Source organism: Bartonella sp. CL266QHHD (assembly GCF_042195355.1).
In the GTDB taxonomy this organism is placed as follows: domain Bacteria; phylum Pseudomonadota; class Alphaproteobacteria; order Rhizobiales; family Rhizobiaceae; genus Bartonella.
Window position 1 is genome coordinate 12,739 of the sequence record NZ_JBHIOD010000012.1, and the last position, 25,854, is coordinate 38,592.

The window sequence follows — 25,854 nt, forward strand, 5'->3', positions numbered from 1 at the left end:
TTCAAAGAGTATTATTTTTCCTTCTATTTTAGTTGTTTTGAGGGCTGATCATCATTCATTCTCAGAAATGCTCTGAAATTCGGGCAATCAATTCTTCTATTGCAATCATTTGTTGAGGGAACCAATGACACTTAAAAAACTTCTTTAAGGGACGATTGGTTGAAGAACCGGACAATCAGATGATGCTTTAGCCGTAAATTCATGAAGAACATACTGCGCAATCAAGATCAAAAGGCCGTGTTCGTGTAGGCGATAAAGAGAGATTTTGTTGCAATGTTGTGGGGTCTTTGGGGGGATAAAGGTTGCTGATCATTGGATTTAAACGCGGCAAATTTTTGTAAAGGCGAAATTTTGCCCTTCACATGTTTTAGAGAGGAAGAAAAATAATGTTAAGAAAGAAATTTTTATCAACAACAATGATTTTATGGGCTTTGGGAGCGTCAGAGGTGGCTGTGACTGCTTTTCACGCAGAAGCTGGAACCATTACAGGAACAGTTGCTCGTGTTGCATCAGGTCAGGTATCTTTACGCACAGGTCCTGCGACAGCTTATAAAGTTATCGCAATGGTTCCAATGGGAGCAAAAGTGCAAATTTATGGCTGCCTATCCAATAAAACTTGGTGTTCTCTTGGTTATCACGGAAAAGTTGGTTGGGCATCTGCACGTTACGTCAATGTTAACAATGTTCCTACCATTGCTTTTAAAAGGATGCCTGTAAAATCAAAAGCCATGGTAAAATCGCCAAAAGAAAAAGTAAAACAGGCTGTTTCCGACTTTAAAGCTCTTCCGGCGATTCAAAAAACACGGAAAAATATGCAAAAACTATACAGAACAGATGTGATTATCGATTCTACAGGTGTTAAAAAAAGGGATGAACGAACAATTTTAAATCCGTCGCAAAAAGCACAAGGCGTTTCTGTAAAGCACGTGAGTGCTTATAATCCCTCCTTTCCTAATAATGTCAATTACAAAAATTTTGAACGTAATGAAACGCGTTACCGTGTCGTGACCTATCCTGCTCGATAAGGGTAAAGTTAATTTCACAACCGGAATGACAAATAGGATCAGCAGCATAAAGCAAAAAATGCTTATGCTGCTGATCCTATTGTACCGTAAAATGGTATTAAGGCGGCAATGCTTAACTTAAGGTGGTGAGGCATTCAAGGATATTCAGAGTAAAATTTGTCAATACCTCGAATTACGGTTCTTTAGGATGGTGATATGAATCCTCAGCTGGAAAAGATTATACTGAAGAGAAGCCGGACTTTTGACAGACCGGTTAGGGCTCTTCATCTTTTCGGACAGGGCATTAATTTGCGGACTTAGGCTTTATCAAATTACGAGAAATGAGCAATTCAGCAATTTGAACGGCATTCAATGCTGCTCCTTTTCTTAAATTATCGGCGACAACCCAGAAAGCTAAACCATTTTCAACGGTGATATCTTCACGAACACGACTAATAAAGGTATCATCTTCTCCGGTACCTTCATAAGGTGTGGTATAACCACCATCTTCGTGTTTATCGATAAGCTGACAGCCTGGTGCATCGCGGAGGAGCGCTTGTGCTTCAGATGCGCTTAGTGGTTTTTCAAATTCAACATGGACGGCTTCGGCATGACCGATAAAGACAGGGACCCGAACAGCAGTGGCCGTTAATTTAATTTTCGGATCGAGAATTTTCTTCGTCTCAACCGTCATTTTCCATTCTTCTTTTGTATAACCATCTTCCATGAAAACATCGATATGAGGAATGACATTAAAGGCAATACGTTTAGTGAATTTTTTTGATGTAATTGGGTCTGCAACAAAAACTGCACGTGATTGTTCGAAAAGTTCGTCCATTCCTTCTTTACCAGCTCCAGAAACCGATTGATATGTAGAGACAACAACACGTTTAATGATTGCAGCATCATGGAGAGGTTTTAAAGCTAAGACCAGTTGAATTGTTGAACAATTAGGATTTGCTATAATATTACGCTTAGAAAAGGCATTTATAGCTTCGCCATTGACTTCAGGGACTATTAACGGAACATTGGCATCATAGCGCCACGTGGAGGAATTATCGATGACGACACAGCCGGCAGCAGCGATTTTAGGGGCGTATTCTTTGGAAATGCTTCCTCCCGCAGACATAAGACAAAAATCTGTGTCAGAAAAATCGTAAGTATCCAGTGCTTTTACTTTTAAAGTTTTATCTCCATAAGAAACTTCTTGTCCTAATGAGCGTCGTGATGCTAGAGGGACAATTTCATGCGCAGGAAAACCACGTTCTTCTAAAATTGTAAGCATTTCACGACCAACATTTCCGGTCGCGCCGACAATTGCAACTTTAAAACTCATTTTCTATATACTCCTCATGTCTCTCCACATTTATTCCCCGTGCTATACTCAGGAGAGAGTGAGTTGGTCAAGGAACATCATTAAATTATATTTTTGATTTTCAACAACTCAATTTTGTGCACAGCAATCATCATCGTTAGCACAATAAATTGTTTTATTTCAAATGATACGTCTTTTTTAATCTTTCAGAATTGAAAAAATTGAATATTTTACGCTAAGCTATTATCTCTTTAGAAAACACTTTAATTAAGTGAATTCCTTATCTTCTGTCAATTGTTTACCTTCACACTTTTGAATTTTTTAAAGATGGTATTACGTATCGCGTTGGTGGAATCTTTTAATACTTTATCTGTTAATTGTTGAATTATTTGATTTTCTCCCTATGCCTTTAAAAGCGAAGCTTCCTATTACAGTCTGTAAACAGCTAGATTCTAGCGGCTTCCCATTTTTCACTTAAACTAAAGGCTCAACAAGCAGGCCTAAAAATATTTAAAAAGATATTGGGTATCTAAAAAACATTTGAATGTTTCAAGGAGGTATGCGTGCTTCATGCCCTCATACCTTAAATGATAGAATTTATGGCACAACAGAATAAACTTAAGTATCCATATATAGATAAATTCTTATGAAAGTTATACATATATTTTTTTCGTGTCTATTTTTTACTTTATATTTCTTATTTTTACTTTAATCCTATTTTGCTATAAATATCAATCTTTGTAGTATGGTGGTATAAGATCTTTAATCTTTCTCGATATATTTAAGTGTTTTTTTAGTGTGTGGGAATATTCTTAGGCTTGTTTGGAGAGCCTTTTGTTTAAGTGAGTCATATGAGTGGAAAGCCGTTGAACACTCCCATATTTACGTTTAATAAAAGAGCAAGTTAGCACCATCATACATTTTTTTAGCACCCAATGTCGTTACAGCTCTTGGTATGTGAGACGATTCAATAAGAGGTATGCCTTTTTGTACATTTTTACTCACACGCCAACTTTGCTTGTGTTGTGCAAACAAGAGATTTTGATTGATACAATATAGAACACGTTTGAAATGAAAGAATTTTACGATATTCGAAACACTTATTCAATATCAATAACGTTAGATTATCATTATAAATCAACGTGCTATTTCTAAGTTAAACTCGTTAGAATTCGGATTATTTACAAATCAGATTAGATTAAGAATTTTCATTCTCATGAGGTGTGGGGAGACAGTCACAATTCTTGTCAAGATTATTAAGGACGTTGATTGTCCTTTCAGTGAATTTATGAAAATAAGGGGTCATTTTTTCATCAGAAATCAACTGCAAAATTGCTCTTTGTTTTTTGCGGGTCAGTATTCTGAAATTTTTTAAAAGTAAATATTCTGCTTTGCTTGCTATTCTGTCATCACAATGATAGGGGCTCTCTTCTTTTTTTGCGCTATCAGCATAAAAGAAGGAAACGGGAACATCTAATATATGAGCAATTTCCTGTAAACGTCTTGCACTTACGCGATTTAAGCCTTTTTCATACTTTTGGATTTGTTGGAATGTTACGCCTAAATGACTTCCTAATTGTTTTTGAGAAAAACCCATGACGTTTCTTCTGAAGCGAATTTTTTGGCCTAAAGAAATATCGTAAAAATGTAGATTTTTGGCTTTCACTTGATGTCCCCACCGGTTGCGAGCGCCCTCGCATTAGTATTCCGGGGTCTGGAAGTGCTGACTCAAAACAGCCCCTTGCTTTTAGTGCTGAAAGCACTTGGACATAACAAGAGCCCCCGGAAATTCCGGGATATCCGCAAAAGCGGTTTTATTTCTAGTTTGAGTTTTTCGGGCTTCCAGACCCTATTTGATTGTCGCGTATACAACCAAAAACACAAGCCTCCTTCATAAGGCAATTACTTTCAATCGTCAATTGAAATTACAACAGTGTTTCTTGTTTGTTGTTTCAAGTTTTCACGTAATTAATGCGTATATTATACATAAAAATATTGCTTGAGATACTTTAGATACTTGTAAAAATTGTAAAGCGAAATTAAAGGGTGATGGCAAGGTAATGGGGTGATTTTCTCCTTTACGATTTTATGTTTTCTCCACAAAATTAGGCTGTTTCCCCGCTTTGAAAAGTAAACAAACAGATAAATATTCTTGTCCCGATATGGTATACATAAGATGATACAGCTTATCGTTTTTCTTCATCTTAAATCGAGGTATCTCAAACATGTTGCTCGTGAAGGGTATAACGTAAAGTTCATGAAATATAACAATCTTATATTTAATAAATAAATTTCATTTACCTGAGTTGGTTCAAAATGTTATTATAATTCTTGCTTTTAAGAAGTTCAGAAGAGCCATTTTTATTCCCTTTTTTAATTGTTTTTGTTCAGATGCTTGTGTGGTGCAAGCGAATGGTTTTGATTGCTTCAGTATGAACAGGCTGGAATGAGATAAATCTGATGATATTTTTGGCTTTTGTTACAAGGTGTAAAGCGATATAAATATCTTTATTGTAAAACTCTTTTTTCAGAAATCGTAGATATTGAGATATCATATTGATAGAGGATTGATAGCAGTGGGCTTGTAGAGGAAAATTGCATGAGGGTTTTTTATTTTTTATGCGTTATTTCTTCATTGTTTTGCAAAGGGCGCGCTTCTGAGGCAAGCATAATGGGAACGCCATCACGAATAGGATAGGCAAGTTTGGCTTTGAGAGAAATGAGTTCTTGTGTTTTTCGGTTGAAAGAGAGAGTGCCTTTCGTTATTGGGCAGACGAGCAATTCGAGCATTTTGGGATCTGTGGTCATTTTTTTCATGTTGGGACATTCATTAGTTTAAGCGGTAATCTGTTCTTGTTTGTTTCATGAGTGAGCGCTCTGTTAATGCAAGAAGAGTTTGGGCACGGCTTTCGATATCTGGAGCTTCAAGGAGAGCTTGTTTTTCTGCTGGTGTAAAGGGGATAAGGGCTGAAAAAGCATTAACCAATATAGGTGTAGGGGCTTCTATGATACTGCTCCAATTATATTCCATTTCATGTATGGTTAGATATTTTTCTACAACGTCGAGTAAGTTCTCTCGGTTAATGTTTTCTTCAATATCAAATTCTTGCAAGTCTTTTATGTTTGATTGGATGAGAGCTGTTCGATAAGATTTTGTGTTTGTCAATTCTTGTTCTAAGGTGAAGCGGCAAACACCTTGTAAGATAATGAACAGTTGTCCATTTCCTGTTTCACTGTAGTTTGTAATGCGCCCTATACAGCCTGTTTTATAAAGTTGTGTAGAGAAGCGGTCTGTATCCGATGAAAGTGGTTGAATAATGCCCAATAGACGATCAGTTACCATAACGTTTTCAATCATTTCAAGTGATTCTGGTTCAAAAATGTTGAGTGATAAAAAACCACCGGGTAGTAAGAGTGCACCTTCTAAAGGAAAAAGAGCAATTTGCTTTGGAAGATCATTTTCGCAATTGTAAGAGATATTACCAGCTTTCATGAGTATTTTGTCACCTTTGTTCGGTAGTTTTAGTCTGTAGATAGTCGCAATTTATGACACTATGGAGTAAAGCAGAAAAACCACTTCTTGTGCATTAAAATCATACTTATAAAATACTTGAAGTCCTTAATTCTAAATAAAGAATATGAAACCCTATCTTTAAGGTTGAACTGCGCGCGAAAGAATATTGCTTTGCGATCTTTTTAGTGTGTGACGTTTTGCATGATTTTCAAGAGGTATTTTTGTTTATAGCTTTTGATTTTTGTCTTAAACTTCCTAAAATGTGTTCCTTGCAATTTTTGTAAGGTTCAAAAGGACACTATTATAAATCTTTTGAAGCAGCTTATGCAAGTTTTAAAATGAGAACATTTTCATCACTTTACTAATGACAGTGTGATAAAGATAGGCTATAGGTTTAAATATGCTGGAAAGAGCGTTATCGTTTCTTTCATTCTTTTGCGGGAGAGTGCAGATTGCAAATTTTCGCATTGCCGCCGAAGGGGAAATAGCCCATAATCTCTCAGGCTTTAAGGACCGTAAAAGGAAGAAGGCAGATCTGGAAAGTCGGGAGAACCCGCGCCGAAGGTGTAAGCGAAAAATCTTTTCGCGAGTCTCTCAGGTTGATGACAGAGGGGGCAGAGACGGCCATATTCTGTGGGCGTTAGCGCAGCTTTGGAGTTATTATGGGCACAGCACAAGAAACATCTTTTTTAAAAACACTTCCTTTATATGATTTGCATGAAAAAGCAGGAGCAAAATTTGGTGCTTTTGCGGGCTGGAACATGCCTTTAACTTATCCTCTTGGCGTTTTGAAAGAACATCTTCATACGCGTGCACATGCAGGACTTTTTGATATTTCTCATATGAAATTGATTGCGGTTGAAGGGGCACAAGCCGTGGAATTTTTGTCCTATGCTTTCCCCATTGATGCAGCAGCTTTAAAGATTGGGCATTCACGGTATAATTATTTGCTTAATGAGCAGGCTGGTATTCTTGATGATCTTATCATTACCCGTTTGGAAGAGGGCCGTTTTATGTTGGTCGCCAATGCTGGGAATGCACAGGCTGATTTTGTAGAATTGGAAAAGCGTGCGGTTGATTTTGAATGTCAAGTGATTGCCCTTGAAAGGGTATTGCTTGCTCTTCAAGGTCCTGAAGCGGCAGCTGTTCTTGCTGATGCCGATTTACCAGGGAATGAATTGTTCTTTATGCAAGGATTCGAACCACAGCAGGATTGGTTTATAACGCGTTCTGGTTATACGGGAGAGGATGGTTTTGAAATTGCTTTGCCTATAGGGCATGCGCATATGTTGGCTGAAAAATTGCTGAGTGATTCTCGTGTTGAGTGGATTGGACTTGCAGCACGCGATAGCTTGCGGTTGGAAGCAGGGCTGTGTTTGCATGGAAATGATATTACCCCTGATACGACACCTATTGATGCGGCTCTAATATGGGCTGTTCCTAAAAGTGTTCGAGAAAAAGCACAATTTTATGGTGCGAAAGCTTTTCTTGAAGCACTGCAAAAAGGACCTGCTCGTTGTCGTGTTGGATTAAAACCGCAAACGCGTCAACCTATTCGTGCCGGTGCGGTGCTTCTTGATGATCAAGGTAATGAGATTGGCGTTGTAACATCAGGTGGTTTTGGTCCTTCTTTTGATGGTCCTGTCGCGATGGGTTACGTTCCTGTTGATTTTAAAGTTGAAGGGACACAAGTCTTTACAGAACTGCGAGGCAAAAAGATTGTATTATCAGTTCATTCACTTCCCTTTGTTGAACAACGTTATTTTAAAGGATGATTTTTTATGTCTAAAACTTATTTTACACAAGACCATGAATGGCTTAGCGTTGAAGGGCAAGTGGTGACTGTTGGGGTTACGCATTATGCGCAAGAGCAATTAGGGGATTTGGTTTTTGTTGATTTACCACAAAGTGGAACAAAACTTTCTAAAGGAGAGGCGGCGGCTGTTGTGGAATCAGTGAAAGCGGCTTCAGATGTTTATGCTCCTCTTGATGGTGAAGTGGTCGAAATAAATGAAGCATTGGCTGATAATCCTGAACTGGTGAATCAGAAACCCGAAACAGAAGGCTGGTTATGGAAAATGACATTGCAGGATGAGACACAACTGGAAGGGTTGTTAGATAAAGATGCTTATAAGGCTTTGATTGGATGAGTGGCATGATCGAGCGTTCTTTTTCTTCTCGACATATTGGGCTGCGTCCTGATGAAACACAAAAAATGCTTGATATTTTAGAGCTTGATTGTGTTGATACACTCATTTCTCAAGCTGTTCCACACTCTATCCACTTGGGACGTTCATTGAATCTTCCAGAGGCTGCTAGTGAAGGACAAGCCTTGGAAGAACTCTCCAAGATGATGGAGCGTAACCATGTGCACAAAAGTTTTATTGGACAAGGATATCATGGAACTTATGTGCCTCCGGTTATTTTACGAAATCTGTTTGAAAATCCGGCTTGGTATACTGCTTATACGCCTTATCAAGCAGAAATTAGCCAGGGTCGTTTAGAACTTTTGTTTTATTTTCAGACATTGGTTAGTGAACTAACAGGTTTGCCTGTTGCTGCTGCTTCTCTTCTTGATGAAGCAACTGCTTTAGCTGAAGCCAATGCTCTCGCTTTTCGCTTTTCCCGTGAGAAAAAAACAAAAATTTCTCTTCAGAGTCTTTTACATCCTCAGATTTTGAGTGTTGTGCAAACGCGTGCTGAAACACAAGGGATTCAGATTAGCCAAAATGGCGAAATTGCTTCTGATACAGCAGCAATTGTTTTATCTTGGCCAGATACAAAAGGCTCTTTTCATGATTACAGTGAGATCATAAAAGAGGCAAAGGAAAAGGGAGCTTTAGTTATCGTTGTGGCTGATCCTTTAGCGCTTACCCTTATGGAGCCACCGGCTCAATGGGGGGCAGATATCGTTGTTGGCTCTATGCAGCGTTATGGCGTTCCAATGGGATTTGGTGGTCCACATGCTGGTTACCTTGCCGTGAGTGATGCGTTAACGCGGCTTATTCCAGGGCGTATTGTTGGTCAATCCGTGGATACGAGAGGGCGTGTTGGTTTTCGTTTAGCTTTGCAAACACGCGAACAACATATTCGGCGCGATAAAGCGACGTCAAATATTTGTACAGCGCAGGCTTTATTGGCTAATATGGCAACCGCTTATGCTGTTTGGCATGGGCCGAAAGGTTTACAAGAAATTGCGCAGCGAATTCATCATTTAACATGTTGTTTTGTTGCTGGTTTAGAAGCAGCAGGGGTTCATGTTGAAGGGAAAAGCTTTTTTGATTGTGTTAGTATTTCTGTTAAGGGAAAAGCGCGAGAGATTGCGCATCAAGCCAAAATAGGTGGGCGCCTTATTCGTGTTCTCGATGATGACACTATTGCAATCAATTTTGATGAATTATCGACAGAAGAAGATGCAGGTGCTTTAGCGCAGCTTTTTGGGGCACAATTAGGCGATCAGGTTTCTCCACGACTTTTTGGAAAAAAACGGGATGCTGCTTTTCTTTCTCAGCCTTTTTTTCATGCTGTTCATTCAGAGACAGATATGATGCGCTTTTTGCGTCGTTTGGCGGATAAGGATTTGGCGCTGGACCGTGCTATGATTCCTCTTGGTTCTTGTACAATGAAGCTTAATGCGGCGGCTGAATTGATGCCTGTGAGTTGGGCTAGTATGGCCAATATACACCCGTTTGTTTCACAAGAGGATGCAGCGGGATATTTGGAGATGATCAACCAGTTAAATGCGTGGTTGTGCGAAATTACAGGATTTGCGCAAGTTTCTTTTCAGCCAAATTCTGGTGCTCAAGGTGAATATGCTGGGCTTTTGGCTATCCGACGATATTACCAATCACGGGGAGAACATCAACGTACAGTTTGTCTTATTCCTGCATCTGCGCATGGTACCAATCCAGCCTCGGCCCATATGGCAGGGATGGAAGTCGTTGTGGTAAAATGTTTAAGCGATGGTGATGTTGATGTAGACGATCTCAAAATGAAAGCGCAATTGCATAAAGATAAATTGGCCGCTCTCATGATTACTTATCCTTCAACCCATGGTGTTTATGAGGAAAGCATTAAGGAAATTTGTTCTATTATTCATGAAAATGGCGGACAAGTTTATTTTGATGGTGCTAATCTCAATGCCCTTGTGGGTCTTGCTCGTCCTGCGGATATTGGCGCTGATGTTTGTCATATGAATCTTCATAAAACATTTGCCATTCCTCATGGTGGTGGTGGTCCTGGTATGGGACCAATTGGAGTTGCAGCGCATCTCAAACCATTCTTACCAGGTCATGAACAGGATGGGACAACACATGCGGTTTCTGCTGCTCCTTATGGAAGTGCGTCTATTCTTGCAATTACATGGATGTATATTCGAATGATGGGGGCTGATGGCTTAAAATATGCAACACAAATAGCCATTTTAAATGCCAATTATATTGCGGCACGTCTTTCAGCCGCTTATTCCATTCTTTATCGGGGCAAGCATGGACGTGTTGCGCACGAATGTATTGTGGATACACGCGTGTTGAAAGAGCAGTATGGGGTGAGTGTTGATGATATTGCAAAACGTCTCATTGATTATGGATTTCATGCGCCCACGATGTCGTTCCCTGTTCCGGGAACTTTGATGATTGAGCCAACGGAATCAGAACCAAAAGCAGAGATTGATCGTTTTTGTGATGCTTTACTCTCTATTGCTGAAGAAGCGAAAAAAGTTGGGAATGGGGTTTGGCCAAAAGACAATAATCCATTGGTGAATGCCCCTCATACAGTGGCAGATACTTTAGATGATGCTTGGGCACGACCCTATTCGCGACAAGAAGCTGTTTTTCCCAACAGTTCTCTTGATCCAGCCAATAAATATTGGCCTCCTGTATCGCGTATTGATAATGTTGCGGGAGACAGAATGCTCATTTGTTCGTGCCCGCCATTGGGAAATACCTATTAAATAACAAATATGTATTTAATTTATTTATTTGCATAAACAAAAAAAGCCCACACATTTTGTGTGGGTTTTTTACTTGTTGATCATGATGGCGTTATTTGTCTATTTTCTAGAATTTTGCATTGTTTTTTTACAACATGAGCAAAATCGAAAAAGTCGACAAAAAAGCTGTGTTTTGTCGGCAATAGGCATGCTCTCCTTTGTCTTCTACCGTATGACATGGTTTTAGTGACTAGTCGGCATCGGTCTAGCCAGCTAATTCATGTAAACGAGAGTGAAACCTATGAGGATAGGGGCACGTCTGTTGCATGTGTTGTGATATACTACTTCTCACTAAGGTGACGACGACCGGTTGTAGAAAGAATAAAATCAATTTTAGTGTTTTTGATGATAAAGACACGCGAAACTCTGTTGTTGCATCTTTTCGAGTCAAGAATTGTCTAAATATTTCTCTTTAATCTGCTTTTTATAAATATGACGCAAAAATATGTAAGAACACCTGTCAGAATGAGCAAACGCAAAGCCAAATGTATTATGGTTGTTTTTTACAAGGGGTCTTATAAAAGCCGGCACATCTTTCCACTTCATTGCAAGTCAGTTTGTGACTTTACGGCGCTGTTTTTCTAAGAGCTCGTGTTCTTTCGCTGTTACCTGTAAATCAACATCCAAACTTAACGCAGCGACATGTTTTAAGTTAGAGATTGAGAAAAAAAGAGCTTTATGAGTCGTTCCTGCTTTTGTCTGTCAGATGAGGGCGGGGGGATTGTGTATTTCTGTTGACGTAACCTTTGAAACTGGAAGACAATCTAATTTTGGGAAAATGTAAAGCCGTAAAGGTGAAAATCAATCCTCAGTTTGTCATCTCCTCTTAATTCAGCTTTGCGGCTTTCAAAAGCATTTAAAGCAATATTTTTTTAATAATGGGGATTACACATTGCTCCATACCTTATATTTATTGTGTTCTTTAGTGGGGGAATGATCCTCATGTAAAACAGAACGCTCCAAAAAGAATATACTTGAGTTGTTAATTCACGTGTTTGTTTTAAAGAGACACTTCGCTCCCAATCCCATTTCGCGACGGCGCTCGTGAATGGTGTAAGGGTAAATCCATTGATTCCCCACTATCTTTACGCTCTATGAAGAAGGAAATTGGCACTATCATACACTTTTCCAGCTCGTGGGTGCTGCTTACAGCCCTTGGTATTTGAGGCGGTTCGTTAGAAGCATTATTCTTTTCTTAAATCATTTTTATCTACACATAGTTCAGCTTGTGGTATGCAAGCGAATGATTTTAATTGGGCAGTTAATTTTAAAAACTTTGTAGTAGATGCTTTTTTGTCAATTTATGGGGAAAGGCTAAGTTTTTGTATTTTGGGTGAAAGCTACTTCCATAAAACAGTCCATCAACTTGTCTGTTTTGAGATTTCTGTGAATGCACGGTGTCTATGACCATTCTATGTGGTTGATTGTTGTAAAATCTTTTGTAAAAGCCCCTCAATTTTCTAAAAGGATGATTTTTATCAATTTATTTTTTTTAAGAGTTTTTATGTGTAAATGTATTTATAGCGGGAGCCAAGAGATGTTAGAATTTCATTGGGAAGGGTATCGGCATCTATAGATACTTTTTCAAGTGTTTGATGGGGCCCAATGAGTTCTACCCAGTCACCTGTTTGAGGTTTTTGTTCAAGATCGGTCGTATCTACAATAATGGAATCCATAGAAACCCGCCCAACCATGGGAAGTTTGTGCCCATTGAAATAAACTGTTCCTTTATTCGAAAGAGCACGGAGCCAGCCGTCTGCGTAGCCTATAGAAATGGTTGCAAGAGTGCTTGGTCTGTTGGTTATAAAGCTTTCTCCATAACCAATAGGTGCTCCTATATCAACAACGCGGCTTTGAATGACTTGGGCTTCAAGTTTTAAAACAGGTTTTAGAAGGGATGTGTGTTTTTCTTGGGGAGCGATTCCGTAAAGTGCAATGCCTGGACGAACAAGATCAAAATAAAAATCTGATCCTAGAAAGATACCTCCAGAATTGGCAAAGGAAACTTTGCAAGCAGGCAATTGCGCAAGGATCGTTTTGAAAGCAGTCAATTGGGCATAATTTGATGGATGGGTATCATCTTCTCCGTTAGAAAGGTGACTAAGAATATATTTTATTTCTGCTTTTTCGAAAATTGTAGGGTGTTTGATGAGTTTTTGTAATTCTTTTTGATTAAGTCCTAATCGGTTCATATGGGTATCGATTTGAACAATTGCTGGAAATTTTTTATCTTTTTTTTGACAAATTTTTTGCCAATTTTCAATGGCATTCCAAGAGTTTAGAACAGGAACAATACCAGATTGTGCGACAAACTCTTCTGCTAAGTGTGGAAGTCCATTCAGAAGGGAAATCGTGACATTTGATGGTAAAATGCTTTTTAATTGGAGTGCTTCTATGATTTGGGCGACAAAAAAAGTGCGACAACCAGCTTGATAAAGGGCAGGAGCAATTTTGTGAGCTCCTAATCCATAGGCGTTTGCCTTTACAACTGCTGAACATTGCGTTGGAGCTACACGTTTGGCTAAAGTGATATAATTGGCAACAATGGCACTGACATCGACGGTTGCTACAGCTGCATAGAGTGATGTATCTATTTCATCATTAACGGATTTTTTCATTTTAAAAGCTTATCTGTGTTCGTGAAATACGGGGTTTTTTGGTTATTTCATTGAGGTTCTTTACGATATAGGGAAAGGCACTATTTTCTATGGTCAAAATCATAAGAATCCTATACTGCCATTAAAGTCGTTTTTTATGTAAAATGCTACTTTGGATATAAGAGATACTTTAGTTTTATTTGTGTTGTTATCAACATGGTATCTTCTAATAATTTGTAAAACATAAACTTTTTACTTATTTTCCCTAGTTTAGGCATATAAAAAATAAAACATAGTTTATTGTATTGTATCATTTTGAAGAGTGCAATATTAGGCTGTTGTTGCTGGTGCGATTGTTTTGATTAAATATTGCACTGGCTGCTTATTCAGAGAAGATAAAATGATTAAATTAACCACGTTAAATCAATGCATTACAAGTTTTTTACCATGAGGGGAAAGATCACTTATCTGTGCAATTTTGGATGTCGTCTTATGCACTTAAAATTATTTTTGTTAAATGGAAAACAGTGTGTAAACATTTTCTGATACATTAAAAACTGTTGACTTAGAAAACCCGTTGATTTGGATATTATTTATTTTCAAGATGGATTGGGTATCCAATATTTACTTTCTAGTCTTTGATTGGTTTTAAGTGAAATCAATTTTATCGCTTATAGAGCGCGCTAGACTCATTTATTTAATTTTGACATAAAAGTGTTAACCTTGAGGCTTTTGTTTTAAGAAAATTGTTGGCAGATGGTTGTGCAAGTACTATATCACGTCAAGGATTCGAAATTTAACGTTCAATAAAATATAGGGAAGAGTATGAATACGTCTGCTACCAATGTTCCGTCAAGCATCAGCAGCGTTGCAAATTTTCCGATTCCTGAGAATGTGTTCGCCCTTACTGTCCAAGAGGTTTGTCACTACACAGATCGGTTATTTAAATTCCGTCTGAATCGTCCGGAAAGTTTTCGTTTTCGTTCGGGTGAGTTTGTTATGATCGGTTTGCCAAATGCAGAAAAGCCGATTTATCGCGCTTATTCGATTGCAAGCCCCTTTTGGGATGAACAGCTTGAGTTTTTTTCGATAAAAGTTCCAGGGGGACCTTTAACCGAGCATCTCCAAAAAATTAAAATTGGTGATACAGTTCTCATGCGTAAAAAATCTACAGGAACGCTGGTTCTTGATGCTCTTATTCCTGGAAAACGTCTTTATCTTCTTTCAACTGGGACGGGAATTGCTCCTTTTGCAAGCCTTGTTCGTGATCCTGAAACTTATGAAAAGTTTGCAGAAGTTGTCCTTATTCAAACAACGCGCGAAAAGAATGAGTTAATTTATGCAAAAGATCTTGTTTCCTCTTTGCAACAAGATCCACTCATTGGAGAGTATGCACAACAGTTGAGATTTTATCCTATGACTACTCGTGAATCTTCTGAGCATATGGGGCGTATTACGACTGTTATGGAAAGTGGGGACTTTTTTGAAACAACTGGCCTTCCTAAAATTCATCCTGATGAAGATCGGGTGATGATTTGTGGTTCCATGGCAATGTTAAAAGATTGCGCAAGGATGTGTGAAAGCTTTGGTCTTGTTGAAGGGGCCAATAATGCTCCTGCTACTTATGTTGTAGAGCGCGCTTTTGTGGAGTAATTAGGTGGGAAAATTGGTGCTTTATCTTCTTTCAAACCGGTACGGGGTTTTTCCTTTTGCAAGCTTTATTCGTGATTCTGACACTTATGAAAAATTTTCAGAAGTTGTTCTTATTTAAATAACGCGCGAAAAGAATGAGTTAATTTGTGCAAAAGATCTTGTTTTCTCTTTGCAACAAGATTCATTCATTGGGGCATATGCACAACAGTTGAAATTTTATCCTATGACTACTTGTGAGCTTTCTGAGCATATGGGGCGTATTACGACTGTTATGGAGAGTGGGAGCTTTTTTGAAACAACAGGCCTTCCTAAAATTCATCCTGATGAAGATCGGGTGATGATTTGTGGTTCCATGGCAATGTTAAAAGATTGCGCAAGGATGTGTGAAAGCTTTGGTCTTGTTGAAGGGGCTGATATTCTTGCACTTTATATTAGATTGTAGAAAGAGCTTTTTTCGAGGGAGAGGGAAGTTGTGATGCGGTATATGCTAATGCAGTAATCGAATCCCAATCACTTATTGCAATGAGTTGTTGGGGCGCTATCCAAGAACCACCAACGCAGAAGACATTGGGCAGTTGGAGCCATTGTGTTGCACTTTTTTGTGTAATACCGCCTGTTGGGCAAAACCGGATATCAGAGAAGGGAGATGCTAAAGCTTCAATGAAGGAAATACCTCCAGCAGCTTCAGCAGGGAAAAATTTAAGATATGAATAGCCTTTGTTTAATGCTTGCATGAGTTCACTTGGGGTCATTGCAGCGGGAAGAAGGGGAATTTCACTATTTTTTGCACAATTGATTAGTTCATTGGATAATCCGGGGCTTACAATAAACTTGGCTCCAGCTTGTTCGGCTTTTTCGTAATGTGTTGTGTTGAGAATTGTGCCGGCTCCAACAATTGCTTCAGGGACTTCTTGTGTAATTTTCTGAATTGCTTTGAGGGCATTTGGTGTTCGCAAGGTGATCTCAATTGTTTTTAATCCACCTTTGACAAGAGCGCGTGTTAAGGGTACAGCACTTTGTAGATTGTCAATGAGCAAAACAGGTATAACAGTTTGTCCTTGGAGATATAATAAAAGCTTTTCTCTTTTTTGGCACATGATATTTTTTCTTCTTGGAGATGATATTGTTTGTATCGTTTGATTAAGCACAATATGTTAAAGAGTACATGAATAAATCTTGAAATTGAATGAAACGCGCGTTATGGCAAAACACATGGAAAAGAATTTTAAAGTTGCTGCACTTTATTGCTTTGCAGATTTGAAACATTATCATCAATTACAAAAACCTTTGCAGGAATTATGTCAAGCAAAGGATATCAAAGGCACTCTGCTTTTAGCACAAGAGGGAATTAATGGAACAGTTGCTGGTTCTTGTGCGGCAATTGAGGCATTGGTGGACTTTATTATGGCTGAACCAGCGTTTCAAACGCCGGAGATTAAATATTCATGGGCATCAAAAATGCCTTTTCATCGCATGAAAGTGCGGTTGAAAAAAGAGATTGTAACAATGGGGGTTGAAGGGGTTGATCCGCTAAAAGTTGTTGGTACGTATGTGGATCCTGAAGATTGGAATGCTCTTATTCAAGATGAAGAGACAATTTTGATCGATACGCGTAATGATTATGAATATGCAATAGGGAGTTTTCAAGGAGCGATTGATCCGCAGATTAAAACATTTCGCGAATTTCCTGAATGGGTGCGTAAACATGAGGCTGAGTTAAAGAAAAAAAAGAAAATTGCCATGTTTTGTACAGGTGGTATTCGGTGTGAAAAATCAACAGCTTATGTTCGTGATCTTGGTTATGAGCAAGTCTACCATCTAAAAGGAGGTATTCTCAAATATTTAGAAAAAATTCCAAAAGAGAAAAGTTTATGGCGGGGTGAGTGTTTTGTTTTTGATGAGCGTGTTTCTGTTCATCATGGTCTTGAAGAATGTGGACGCGAATTATGTCGCGCGTGTCGTTCTCCTCTTAATGCTGAAAGCAAATTATCGCCTCATTATGAGGAAGGTGTTTCCTGTGATGCTTGTTATAACACGCGTAGTGAAGCCGATAGAGAGCGCTTTCGTGAGCGCCATAGGCAGTTTCAATTGTTGAAGTTGCGTGCAATTGATTCTCATCAAGGGACATAAGGATATCGCAGTGTAGGGCTTTAAATTGTAGCGTTTTTCTCTTAAATTTAAGAGAGAAGAGTTTTTTAATATTAGTAGAAAAATATTTTATAAGACCGGATATTATTCGGTCTTTTTGTTTATGTTAAATTATTTGACTTATAAGTAATCATTATAGATTGTTTGCTTTCTTTTATTTTATAGGATTGAGTATTTCAAATACTTTTCATTTTAAAATAGAAAAGTCATTTACGAACAATTTAGCACATTGATTTATAATAATTGGCTATTTACATCTTGAATAAGAGATCTAAATATCGTCAGGATTCTCTCATTCCAAGCCTGTTTCTATGGTTGAATCAATAAAAACCATATCTCTTCCACGTTACAAGCGGGGAAAGTCACGTGGAGTAAAACAATACAAGAAGGACGTGCCTCTTATTAGTCGTCTCAAATGTCAAGGGCTGTCACAACATTGGGGGCTTAGTGTGTGATGATGATCAGCTTGCTCTTTTATGAAGCCTAAAAATAGTGGGTTCAATAGATTTTATATTATTTTATTGGGGGTACTATTCTATCATTTACGGGCGCTGGTGTGAAGTTGGCTCGAGCACTTTAAGAAATGTTTCTTTAAAGAAAGTACGTGAAGATACAACCCAACTATATTCCGTTTGGGGTATTCTGTTTTACATGAGGGGAGTGATCCCATGAAAGTGGATGAATGACCTTGTTTGGTGGGGGAGAGTGTTGTTTTTTCGCATCATTTTATCTTTAAGAATTAAAAAATGTTTAAAATTAAAAAAATGATTGAAATGAGAAAGAATTCGTTTTATAGGATGCCTTGCCCAAAGTCGCACGTGCCTGTGGGTGTCCGCTGGTTCTCAAATGGTGAGATTAACCGGTACGGTACCTGGAACTAACCGCTCCAGTCATTCTTACAGCCAATTGCAAGAATGAGGACATCTTGAAGCAACGACGGTGCGGGCCTTTCTGGTGTCTTCCAGCTTTTAAATGCTGGGATAACTATAGAGGCACACCTCATTGCCTTCAGTGCGGAAGTGGTTTTCTCAACTCCAATCAAAAAGGCATATAAAATAGAATAACGCGGTTTCGCGCTGTTCTTTCGCAGCATGCAATGCTAATTTCTGGTTTTTTGTAATCAGAATGGGGATGGTTGTTGTGTGTTTTTTGTCCTTTAGCTTTTGGCAGCTTTGGCTGTCTAAGCATAGAGTGGGGGAGCGTTCCCTCAAGGAGAATTGCAGATGGCAACGCAACGTATTCGCGATTTTCTTGCAACACATCGTTCTGAAGGTCCATGCTTAATTGTTGACCTTGATGTTGTTCGTGATAACTATTTAAATTTTGAAAAAGCTCTGCCGCAGTCTCGTATTTTTTACGCAATAAAGGCAAATCCAGCTCCTGAAATCTTGCGTTTGCTAAGTTCTTTAGGATCTTCTTTTGATGCGGCTTCTGTTGCAGAAATTGAAATGGCTTTAAAAGCAGGAGCAACGTCAGAGCGTATTTCTTTTGGAAATACGATTAAAAAAGAGCGTGATATTGCACGAGCATATGCATTGGGAGTTTCACTTTATGCTGTTGATTGTGTTGAAGAAGTGGAAAAAATTGCGCGTGTTGCTCCAGGAGCACGTGTTTTTTGCCGTGTTCTTACCGATGGCAAAGGTGCAGAGTGGCCATTGTCACGCAAATTTGGTTGTGTTCCAGATATGGCGGTTGATGTTCTAAGACGGGCACACCAATTGGGTTTGCAAGCCTATGGTGTTTCTTTTCATGTTGGATCTCAGCAGGTTGATTTGAGTGCGTGGGATCGTGCTTTATCGGATGCTTCTACAGTTTTTAAGCGTTTGGAACAAGAAGGCATTTCACTAAGGTTGGTGAATATGGGGGGCGGTTTTCCAACGCGTTATTTGAAAGATGTCCCTACAGAACAAGCTTATGGTACAGCAGTTTTTGATTCATTGAAAAAGCATTTTGGTAATCGTATCCCTGAGACGATTATTGAGCCAGGACGTGCGATGGTTGGCAATGCTGGTGTTATTCGTACAGAAGTTGTTCTAATATCTAAAAAAGCTGATAACGATAATGTACGATGGGTTTATCTTGATATTGGGAAATTTAATGGTCTTGCTGAGACTATGGATGAAGCCATTCGTTATCCTATTGAGACACCTCATGATGATAAGGTGATGGAGCCTTGTATTTTGGCTGGACCGACATGCGATTCGGCAGATGTTCTCTATGAAAAAACACCTTATCCGCTTCCTCTATCCCTAACGATAGGAGATGAAATATTGATTCATGGAACGGGTGCTTACACAACAACTTACGCATCGGTTGCTTTTAATGGTTTTGAGCCTTTACGATCATATGTGATCTGACATTTCCTTTTAACTATAGTTTTTTAGATTTTTTGCTATGCTCGTCATGGCGCTGTAAGAGGGCGGTTATAGAGATGAACATGATTAATTTTCAAACAAAAGATGGGGCATGTTTTACACTTTTATTGGAGCAAGAAGCCGATAAGCCTTATCGAGAAAATTTGCTTGATTCAATGATGGGGTATGGACGTAAACGTAAATCATCAGAGGTTTTACGTCGTGGTCGTTTGGCTGCTCAAGGGCTCTCTTTTGTGGTTAAAAATGTGCTTGGAGAGCTTGTGGGAAGTGTCCGTCTTTGGCATGTTTCTTTTTCTAAAGAAAAAAATGAAACACAACATGCTTTACTTTTAGGCCCCTTGGCTGTTGCGTCTGAATGTGCTGGTATGGGAATAGGATCAATTTTAGTCCGCCATGCAATTGAAACAGCAAAAAAATTGGGATATGGCGCCATTTTGCTGGTAGGGGATTTTGAATTTTATCAACGTTTTGGCTTTTCAAATAGTTTAACAGAAAATTTGGCAATGCCTGGTCCTTACGAAAAACATCGCTTTCAAGCGTTGGAACTGATACCACATTATCTTTCTGGGTGTTATGGCACTTTGGTTCCTAGTGGAGAACGAGAAGTTTCAAATCGTTTTCAGCATCATAAAGTCGCTTGAAGATAGTGTTTATTTCGTTTTTCAGCAGCTGCCATTGAGAAGAGCATACCGTTTTGACAGTGCCAAGGTATTTAGCGGTACAAAGTTTTGGGGAGTTGTATTGCGATTTTATTATATGGCTTTTTCTTTATGGGGCTGGTTTCTTATTTTTGATAATTTCAGTTAAGTGAGTAAGAATATATTTTAAGCTCATTTTTTGAAATAGTGTCTTATTTTATAATACTGAAGGAACCGGATTTTTGAGTTGTCTTGTGTTCTTTTAAAGTCGCTATCATCATACAGTTTTCCAGTTTTCAATATCGTTGATAAATCTTGCATAAAAACGGTTGGATATTTTACTTTTTTCTTAAACAGTTTTTATTTCTTTGCTTTTTATGTGCAAGGGAATGGTTTTGATTGATTCAATAGAGAGATATTTTGAGAAATTTTATACCATTTCAGCTCTTGTTGAAAGAGAAGGGGCTTAAGAAAGAAAAATATGTAGCAGTAGAATCAAAATTGTAAGTATCAGCTTTTTTTAAAGAGTGTAAAAAAATAAAATTACATGTTTAAAAGCAGCTTTTTTGAAAAAAAAATATCATTACTTTTTTGCTATAAAGGTAAATCGTTTTGCAATTGGCATGAGAGGATCAAATACAAAATGATTTTCTCATGTAAAATTTTGCATTCAGAATCAAAAAAACGTTATCCTACACATTATAAGAGAAATAGGTGCGTGAATAAAAATCACAAGAATCATAAATCTTTTATGAATATTCTTGTAAGAATCAAAAGAGTGAAGGCACAGAATCTTAACAAAATAGTTTTTATGAGGATAGTAGCGTAAAAAGGGGGTAGATAGATGAGAGATTTAATGTTTTTACCCTATGGTGATAAATCAAAAATCTTATAGAAATGGCTGCTTTATCTTTATGGTGTGGAGCACTTTAGATAAGCTCTTTGTTTATTATCATCTAGAACAATTTTTGTATGCGAGAAGTTGTTTTTAAGTGCGGAAAGAGCCCGCATTAAAAGAATTTTTATCAGAAGAATCATTTAGAATCATATGTTTATTTATACTGTCTCTTGAGACAAGATAAAGTGCATAGGAAACGAGCAAAGTGATAAGGATAAAAAATATTTCTCAATTTTAATTAAGCTTAGTGATTTGGTGGTGAATCCATGAGAGGTGGTATTTTTTTGAGAAACATGGTCATAAATGTCAAAACACCAAAAATGATGGTTATGATAAAGAAAATATCACTAATAGCCATAATGGTTGCTTGTATGCGTACCATACCAAACAATTGAGAAAGAGCCAGAGTATAGGAATCAAAGGTTTCTGTTTTGAATAATACAGTAAGATTTGAAAGCATTTCAGTTGCTTGTCTGTTTGCGTAGTTAAGAGTTTCGGCTATTCGTTCATGATGGAAGTCTGTGCGTTTTGTTATGAGAGTGTTGATAATGGCAAGCCCTACAGCCCCACCTAGATTCCGGGTGAGATTAAAGAGTCCAGAAGCATTTTGCATCCGTTCTGGTGGGAGTGTTCCCAAGGCAATATTATTAATAGGAACCATACATAACATTACAGAAGCACCACGGAAAACTTGCGGCCAAAAAAGCTGCCAAAAATCCCAGTTATCTGTGATAGAGCTCGCCATCCAAATACCTATTGCAAAACCAAAAAGTCCTATTGCCATCATTAAACGTGCATCCATTCGTGCTGAAAGAAATCCAGCAAGCGGGGCAGTTAATAACATGACGAATCCTGAAAGAAACAATGTTTCTCCAATCATGAGGGCATCAAAGTGGCGGATTTGGCTTAAATAGACAGGATAAAGGTACGTGAGTCCATAAAGGCCTATTCCCAATGAAAAGGAAAAAATGGATGCAGCTGAAAAATTAAAATTAGAAAAAGTAGAGAGATCTACAATGGGTTCTTTTACTGTAAAAGCACGCCAGAAGAATAAGGCTGCAGCAAGAATCATGGTAATGAACAAATCCCGAATCAGCGTATCACTCAGCCAATCATGACGTGCTCCTTCTTCTAGAATATACTCTAAAGTTCCCAAGAAAGTAGCCATAGAAATGAATCCTAACCAATCAAACTTCTTCATTAAAGAGGGATCAGCTTTATCAAAATCAATTAATTTCCAAGCGAGAATTGAGATGATAATCCCGCAGGGTACATTGATGAGAAAGAGCCAATGCCATGATGAGAGATGACAAATATAGCCTCCCACGGTTGGACCAATGGTGGGGGCCAATGTTGCTACTAGTCCAACAATAGGGGTAACAATTGGGCGTTTGGAAGGAGGAAAAAGAACATAAGAGGCGACAAAAACGCTTGGGATAATTCCTCCACCAATAAAACCTTGTAGTGCGCGATACAAAATCATCTCTCCAATAGATGTTGCTGTTGCACAAAGAACAGAAGTAATCGTAAACCCGATCGCTGATATGGTGAAGAAAACACGTGTTGAAAGCAATCTTCCTAAAAATCCAGAAAGCGGCAACATGATGACTTCAGCGATGAGATAGGAGGTTTGAACCCATGAAATTTCTTCAGAGCTTGCTGTAAGACCCGCTTGAATTTCAGCTAAAGAAGAGGAAACGATTTGGATATCTAAGATTGCCATAAACATGCCAAAAGACATAGCAATAAAAACTACAATTTTGCGCATTCCTATGCGTTCTTGAGACTGTATGAGCTCTGGTATGGAAGATGTCATAGTAAGATCTTCTACTTTTTTTATAAGAGACTTTTATCTTGTGGCTTTGTACGTGTATCAATTTTCACTGAAACACTCATTCCTGCTCGGATATGTCCGGTTTTTAAGACTTCTTCTGGAATAGAAATACGTACGGGAATGCGCTGGACAATCTTTGTAAAGTTACCGGTAGCATTTTGTGGAGGCAGAAGAGAAAAAACAGCGCCTGTTGCGGGCGAAATAGAAAGCACTGTTCCTGTAAAAACATCATCTTCGAAGGCATCAACAGAAATATAAGCTTTTTGTCCGGTATGAATGTCTTGTAGCTGTGTTTCTTTATAGTTTGCTTCAATATAAAGTGCATGTATGGGGACTAACGCCGCAAGACGTTGGCCATTTACAACAAAATCTCCCGTTTTTGCTGTTAAATTTCCTATAACTCCATCAAATGGCGCTCGTATAATGGTCGAATCAAGATCACGTTGTGCTTTTTTACGCGAGAGCTCTAAACTCTTTGTTTCGCTTTCTGTTTCACTTCGTTGTGCTTCTAGCACTCGGATATTTGCACGTGCTGAAGCCATTTTTGCATCCGCTCTGTTAACATTCGCAATGGCTTGTTCATAAGCGGATTTGGCATCATCAACATTGGATTGAGGAGCATAACGATTGGCTTTCAGTTCTGTTACACGTTTTAAGGTGAGTTGTGCATTGGTTGCTATGGCTGAAGCGGCTGCTTTTTGTGCTTTTGCATCATCTAAAGAACTACGAGCGGCTGTGATTTGCGCATCAATGCGTAGAAGTGTTTTTTTCTGTGTGTTAAGATGCGCTTCTGTTTGATCCAAGGCTATTTTATAATCACCATTGTCTAGGTAAAATAAAACATCGTCCTTTTTTACAACTTGGTTGGCTTTAATGGCAATTTTTTCAATATACCCATTTAATTTAGTCGCAATAGCGGCTATATCTCCTTGCACATAGGCATCTTCAGTGGACAGCATATAACGCCATTGCGTCGTCCACTTATAGCTAAACCAAAGTACAAAAAGCGCAAAGACGATAAGAAGAGCCTTGATTACTTTTTTTCGTTTCGTTTTATCGAGATTTTTTGTTGAAAAAATGGTCTCAGATACGGACATGATTTTATACTTTCAATATTTATGTTCTAACGAGTATAATAAGCCTCTCACTCTAGGGTAGGGTGATATATGCACGGACGATAAGAGCTTTTCCAACAATAAGGCGATTCCTGCTACATAATGCTAAATATATAAACTTGCAAGTTAGAGATCTTATTTCCAAGTTAGATGTCTTATTTTATTGCGCATTTTTTACAAAGACCTCGTACTTCTAGGGTGCTTTTGTGTGCTTGGAAGCCAACCGCTTGAACCATCTGTTTTAAACTTGATACAATCGTTTGATTTTGTATTTCGTTGACTGTGCCACAGTTTAGGCATCTTCAGTGGACAGCATATAACACCATTGCGTCGTCCACTTATAGCTAAACCAAAGTACAAAAAGCGCAAAGACGATAAGAAGAGCTTTGATTACTTTTTTCGTTTCATTTTATCGAGATTTTTTGTTGAAAAAATGGTCTCAGATACGGACATGATTTTATACTTTCAATATTTATGTTCTAACGAGTATAATAAGCCTCTCACTCTAGGGTAGGGTGATATATGCACGGACGATAAGAGCTTTTCCAACAATAAGGCGATTCCTGCTACATAATGCTAAATATATAAACTTGCAAGTTAGAGATCTTATTTCCAAGTTAGATGTCTTATTTTATTGCGCATTTTTTACAAAGACCTCGTACTTCTAGGGTGCTTTTGTGTGCTTGGAAGCCAACCGCTTGAACCATCTGTTTTAAACTTGATACAATCGTTTGATTTTGTATTTCGTTGACTGTGCCACAGTTTAGGCATCTTCAGTGGACAGCATATAACACCATTGCGTCGTCCACTTATAGCTAAACCAAAGTACAAAAAGCGCAAAGACGATAAGAAGAGCTTTGATTACTTTTTTCGTTTCATTTTATCGAGATTTTTTGTTGAAAAAATGGTCTCAGATACGGACATGATTTTATACTTTCAATATTTATGTTCTAACGAGTATAATAAGCCTCTCACTCTAGGGTAGGGTGATATATGCACGGACGATAAGAGCTTTTCCAACAATAAGGCGATCCCTGCTACATAATACTAAATATATAAACTTGCAAGTTAGAGATCTTATTTTCAAGTAGATGTCTTATTTTATTGCGCATTTTTTACAAAGACCTCGTACTTCTAGGGTGCTTTTGTGTGCTTGGAAGCCAACCGCTTGAACCATCTGTTTTAAACTTGATACAATCGTTTGATTTTGTATTTCGTTGACTGTGCCACAGTTTTCGCAAATTATAAACGTTGTAAGTTCATGTTGACAGTTTTCAGGGTGTAAACAGACCATAAAGGCATTTACACTTTCAAGACGATGAATACACTTTAACTGTACGAGTTTTTCTAACGCACGATAAACTTGGAGAGGTGCGCGAAAACCTTCTTCGCGTAAGTGATTGAGAATCGCATAAGCACTTAAAGGCCCTTTTGCATTTTTTAAAGTATTTAAAACCAATGTTTGGTTACGCGTCAGTTTAGATGACATTGACATCTTCCTTTTGCTCCCATGGAAAAGCATAAAGCGTGTAAGATATTTATGCAATGGTGATTATAGAATATGTACTCTAATCTTTAGCCTTTTACATGACATCATTGCGATATGTAAGAAAAGTTGCAACCGTTGTGAGGGGAGGGGTATTATAATCTGAAAGCCGCTGCTATCCAGCAAGAAACTTTTATACGCTTCTTATTTTACCAATAATGTCTTGAAATAGGATTTTTTGTTACAATATTTTATTGGAAATGTTTGGGTTATTTTATTTAAAAAAA

The 25,854-nt window shown here is 38.2% G+C and carries 17 protein-coding genes, 5 pseudogenes and 1 riboswitch; of the genes and pseudogenes, 9 read left to right on the forward strand and 13 right to left on the reverse strand.

The genetic code is table 11. The features are described 5' to 3' along the window. Positions 1 to 386: 386 nt before the first annotated feature. A complete protein-coding gene (locus ACFIK7_RS00625; protein ID WP_273791469.1) occupies positions 387 to 1,025 on the forward strand; it encodes an SH3 domain-containing protein in 639 nt (212 codons plus the stop codon). Between the two features lie 283 nt (positions 1,026 to 1,308). On the opposite strand, the gene ACFIK7_RS00630 is transcribed toward ACFIK7_RS00625, so the two are convergent. The 4 genes from ACFIK7_RS00630 to ACFIK7_RS00645 all read right to left on the reverse strand — a co-directional run bounded on the left by ACFIK7_RS00630 (position 1,309) and on the right by ACFIK7_RS00645 (position 5,812). Further along, positions 1,309 to 2,340, reverse strand: a complete 1,032-nt coding sequence (locus ACFIK7_RS00630; protein WP_273791468.1) for an aspartate-semialdehyde dehydrogenase — start codon at positions 2,338 to 2,340, stop codon at positions 1,309 to 1,311. Between the two features lie 1,177 nt (positions 2,341 to 3,517). After that, on the reverse strand, positions 3,518 to 3,916 hold the full coding sequence (locus ACFIK7_RS00635; RefSeq protein WP_275065251.1) for a helix-turn-helix domain-containing protein: 399 nt from the start codon (positions 3,914 to 3,916) through the stop codon (positions 3,518 to 3,520). A 1,013-nt stretch (positions 3,917 to 4,929) separates the two neighbouring features. Further along, positions 4,930 to 5,136, reverse strand: a complete 207-nt coding sequence (locus ACFIK7_RS00640; RefSeq protein ID WP_375631497.1) for a Trm112 family protein — start codon at positions 5,134 to 5,136, stop codon at positions 4,930 to 4,932. A 13-nt stretch (positions 5,137 to 5,149) separates the two neighbouring features. Further along, a complete protein-coding gene (locus ACFIK7_RS00645; protein ID WP_273791465.1) occupies positions 5,150 to 5,812 on the reverse strand; it encodes an LON peptidase substrate-binding domain-containing protein in 663 nt (220 codons plus the stop codon). Between the two features lie 449 nt (positions 5,813 to 6,261). Next, a riboswitch (glycine riboswitch) is annotated at positions 6,262 to 6,359 on the forward strand. Positions 6,360 to 6,495: 136 nt separating this feature from the next. Here ACFIK7_RS00645 and gcvT point away from each other — a divergent pair. The 3 genes from gcvT to gcvP are packed head-to-tail and all read left to right on the forward strand — an operon-like array spanning position 6,496 to position 10,784. Beyond that, positions 6,496 to 7,608 carry a glycine cleavage system aminomethyltransferase GcvT gene (gcvT, locus tag ACFIK7_RS00650; RefSeq protein ID WP_375662747.1) on the forward strand — a complete coding sequence of 371 codons (1,113 nt, stop codon included), beginning with the start codon at positions 6,496 to 6,498 and terminating at the stop codon, positions 7,606 to 7,608. Positions 7,609 to 7,614: 6 nt separating this feature from the next. Beyond that, positions 7,615 to 7,983, forward strand: a complete 369-nt coding sequence (gcvH, locus tag ACFIK7_RS00655; RefSeq protein ID WP_375616693.1) for a glycine cleavage system protein GcvH — start codon at positions 7,615 to 7,617, stop codon at positions 7,981 to 7,983. A 5-nt stretch (positions 7,984 to 7,988) separates the two neighbouring features. Continuing rightward, the gene (gcvP, locus tag ACFIK7_RS00660) at positions 7,989 to 10,784 is read left to right on the forward strand and encodes an aminomethyl-transferring glycine dehydrogenase (protein ID WP_375662751.1); all 2,796 of its coding nucleotides are present in this window, start codon (positions 7,989 to 7,991) and stop codon (positions 10,782 to 10,784) included. A 1,541-nt stretch (positions 10,785 to 12,325) separates the two neighbouring features. Here the strand turns inward: gcvP and alr are convergent. Next, the gene (gene alr / locus ACFIK7_RS00665; RefSeq protein ID WP_375662748.1) at positions 12,326 to 13,441 is read right to left on the reverse strand and encodes an alanine racemase; all 1,116 of its coding nucleotides are present in this window, start codon (positions 13,439 to 13,441) and stop codon (positions 12,326 to 12,328) included. Positions 13,442 to 14,245: 804 nt separating this feature from the next. On the opposite strand from alr, the gene ACFIK7_RS00670 reads away from it, so the two are divergent. Both ACFIK7_RS00670 and ACFIK7_RS00675 read left to right on the forward strand, forming a co-directional pair. Then, positions 14,246 to 15,073: a ferredoxin--NADP reductase gene (locus ACFIK7_RS00670; protein ID WP_375662749.1), complete on the forward strand. Its 828-nt coding sequence runs from the start codon at positions 14,246 to 14,248 to the stop codon at positions 15,071 to 15,073. Between the two features lie 19 nt (positions 15,074 to 15,092). Beyond that, positions 15,093 to 15,488, forward strand: a pseudogene (locus ACFIK7_RS00675) (ferredoxin--NADP reductase); the annotation flags it as partial. 16 nt (positions 15,489 to 15,504) lie between these two features. Here the strand turns inward: ACFIK7_RS00675 and eda are convergent. Beyond that, positions 15,505 to 16,170, reverse strand: a complete 666-nt coding sequence (gene eda / locus ACFIK7_RS00680; protein WP_273791461.1) for a bifunctional 4-hydroxy-2-oxoglutarate aldolase/2-dehydro-3-deoxy-phosphogluconate aldolase — start codon at positions 16,168 to 16,170, stop codon at positions 15,505 to 15,507. 115 nt (positions 16,171 to 16,285) lie between these two features. Between eda and ACFIK7_RS00685 the strand changes: the two genes are divergently transcribed. The 3 genes from ACFIK7_RS00685 (at position 16,286) to ACFIK7_RS00695 (ending at position 20,237) form a co-directional block, all read left to right on the forward strand. Continuing rightward, positions 16,286 to 17,203: a rhodanese-related sulfurtransferase gene (locus tag ACFIK7_RS00685; RefSeq protein WP_375662750.1), complete on the forward strand. Its 918-nt coding sequence runs from the start codon at positions 16,286 to 16,288 to the stop codon at positions 17,201 to 17,203. Between the two features lie 1,241 nt (positions 17,204 to 18,444). After that, the gene (locus ACFIK7_RS00690; protein ID WP_273791459.1) at positions 18,445 to 19,578 is read left to right on the forward strand and encodes a type III PLP-dependent enzyme; all 1,134 of its coding nucleotides are present in this window, start codon (positions 18,445 to 18,447) and stop codon (positions 19,576 to 19,578) included. 74 nt (positions 19,579 to 19,652) lie between these two features. After that, entirely contained in the window at positions 19,653 to 20,237 is a 585-nt protein-coding gene (locus tag ACFIK7_RS00695; protein ID WP_273791458.1) for a GNAT family N-acetyltransferase, read from the forward strand. Positions 20,238 to 21,376: 1,139 nt separating this feature from the next. Here the strand turns inward: ACFIK7_RS00695 and ACFIK7_RS00700 are convergent. From ACFIK7_RS00700 to ACFIK7_RS00730, 7 genes and pseudogenes are all read right to left on the reverse strand, one after another. Further along, positions 21,377 to 22,948, reverse strand: coding sequence for a DHA2 family efflux MFS transporter permease subunit (locus ACFIK7_RS00700; RefSeq protein ID WP_273791457.1), 1,572 nt, complete (start codon positions 22,946 to 22,948; stop codon positions 21,377 to 21,379). A gap of 20 nt (positions 22,949 to 22,968) precedes the next feature. Continuing rightward, positions 22,969 to 24,063, reverse strand: a complete 1,095-nt coding sequence (locus tag ACFIK7_RS00705; protein WP_375631506.1) for an HlyD family secretion protein — start codon at positions 24,061 to 24,063, stop codon at positions 22,969 to 22,971. 173 nt (positions 24,064 to 24,236) lie between these two features. After that, positions 24,237 to 24,380, reverse strand: a pseudogene (locus ACFIK7_RS00710) (transcriptional repressor); the annotation flags it as partial. Then, positions 24,377 to 24,534: pseudogene (locus ACFIK7_RS00715) on the reverse strand (HlyD family secretion protein); the annotation flags it as partial. The pseudogenes ACFIK7_RS00715 and ACFIK7_RS00710, both read right to left, overlap by 4 nt. A 173-nt stretch (positions 24,535 to 24,707) precedes the next feature. Further along, positions 24,708 to 24,851, reverse strand: a pseudogene (locus ACFIK7_RS00720) (transcriptional repressor); the annotation flags it as partial. Continuing rightward, positions 24,848 to 25,005: pseudogene (locus ACFIK7_RS00725) on the reverse strand (HlyD family secretion protein); the annotation flags it as partial. The pseudogenes ACFIK7_RS00725 and ACFIK7_RS00720, both read right to left, overlap by 4 nt. 172 nt (positions 25,006 to 25,177) lie before the next feature. After that, positions 25,178 to 25,570, reverse strand: a complete 393-nt coding sequence (locus tag ACFIK7_RS00730) for a Fur family transcriptional regulator (protein WP_375657506.1) — start codon at positions 25,568 to 25,570, stop codon at positions 25,178 to 25,180. Positions 25,571 to 25,854 lie beyond the last annotated feature (284 nt).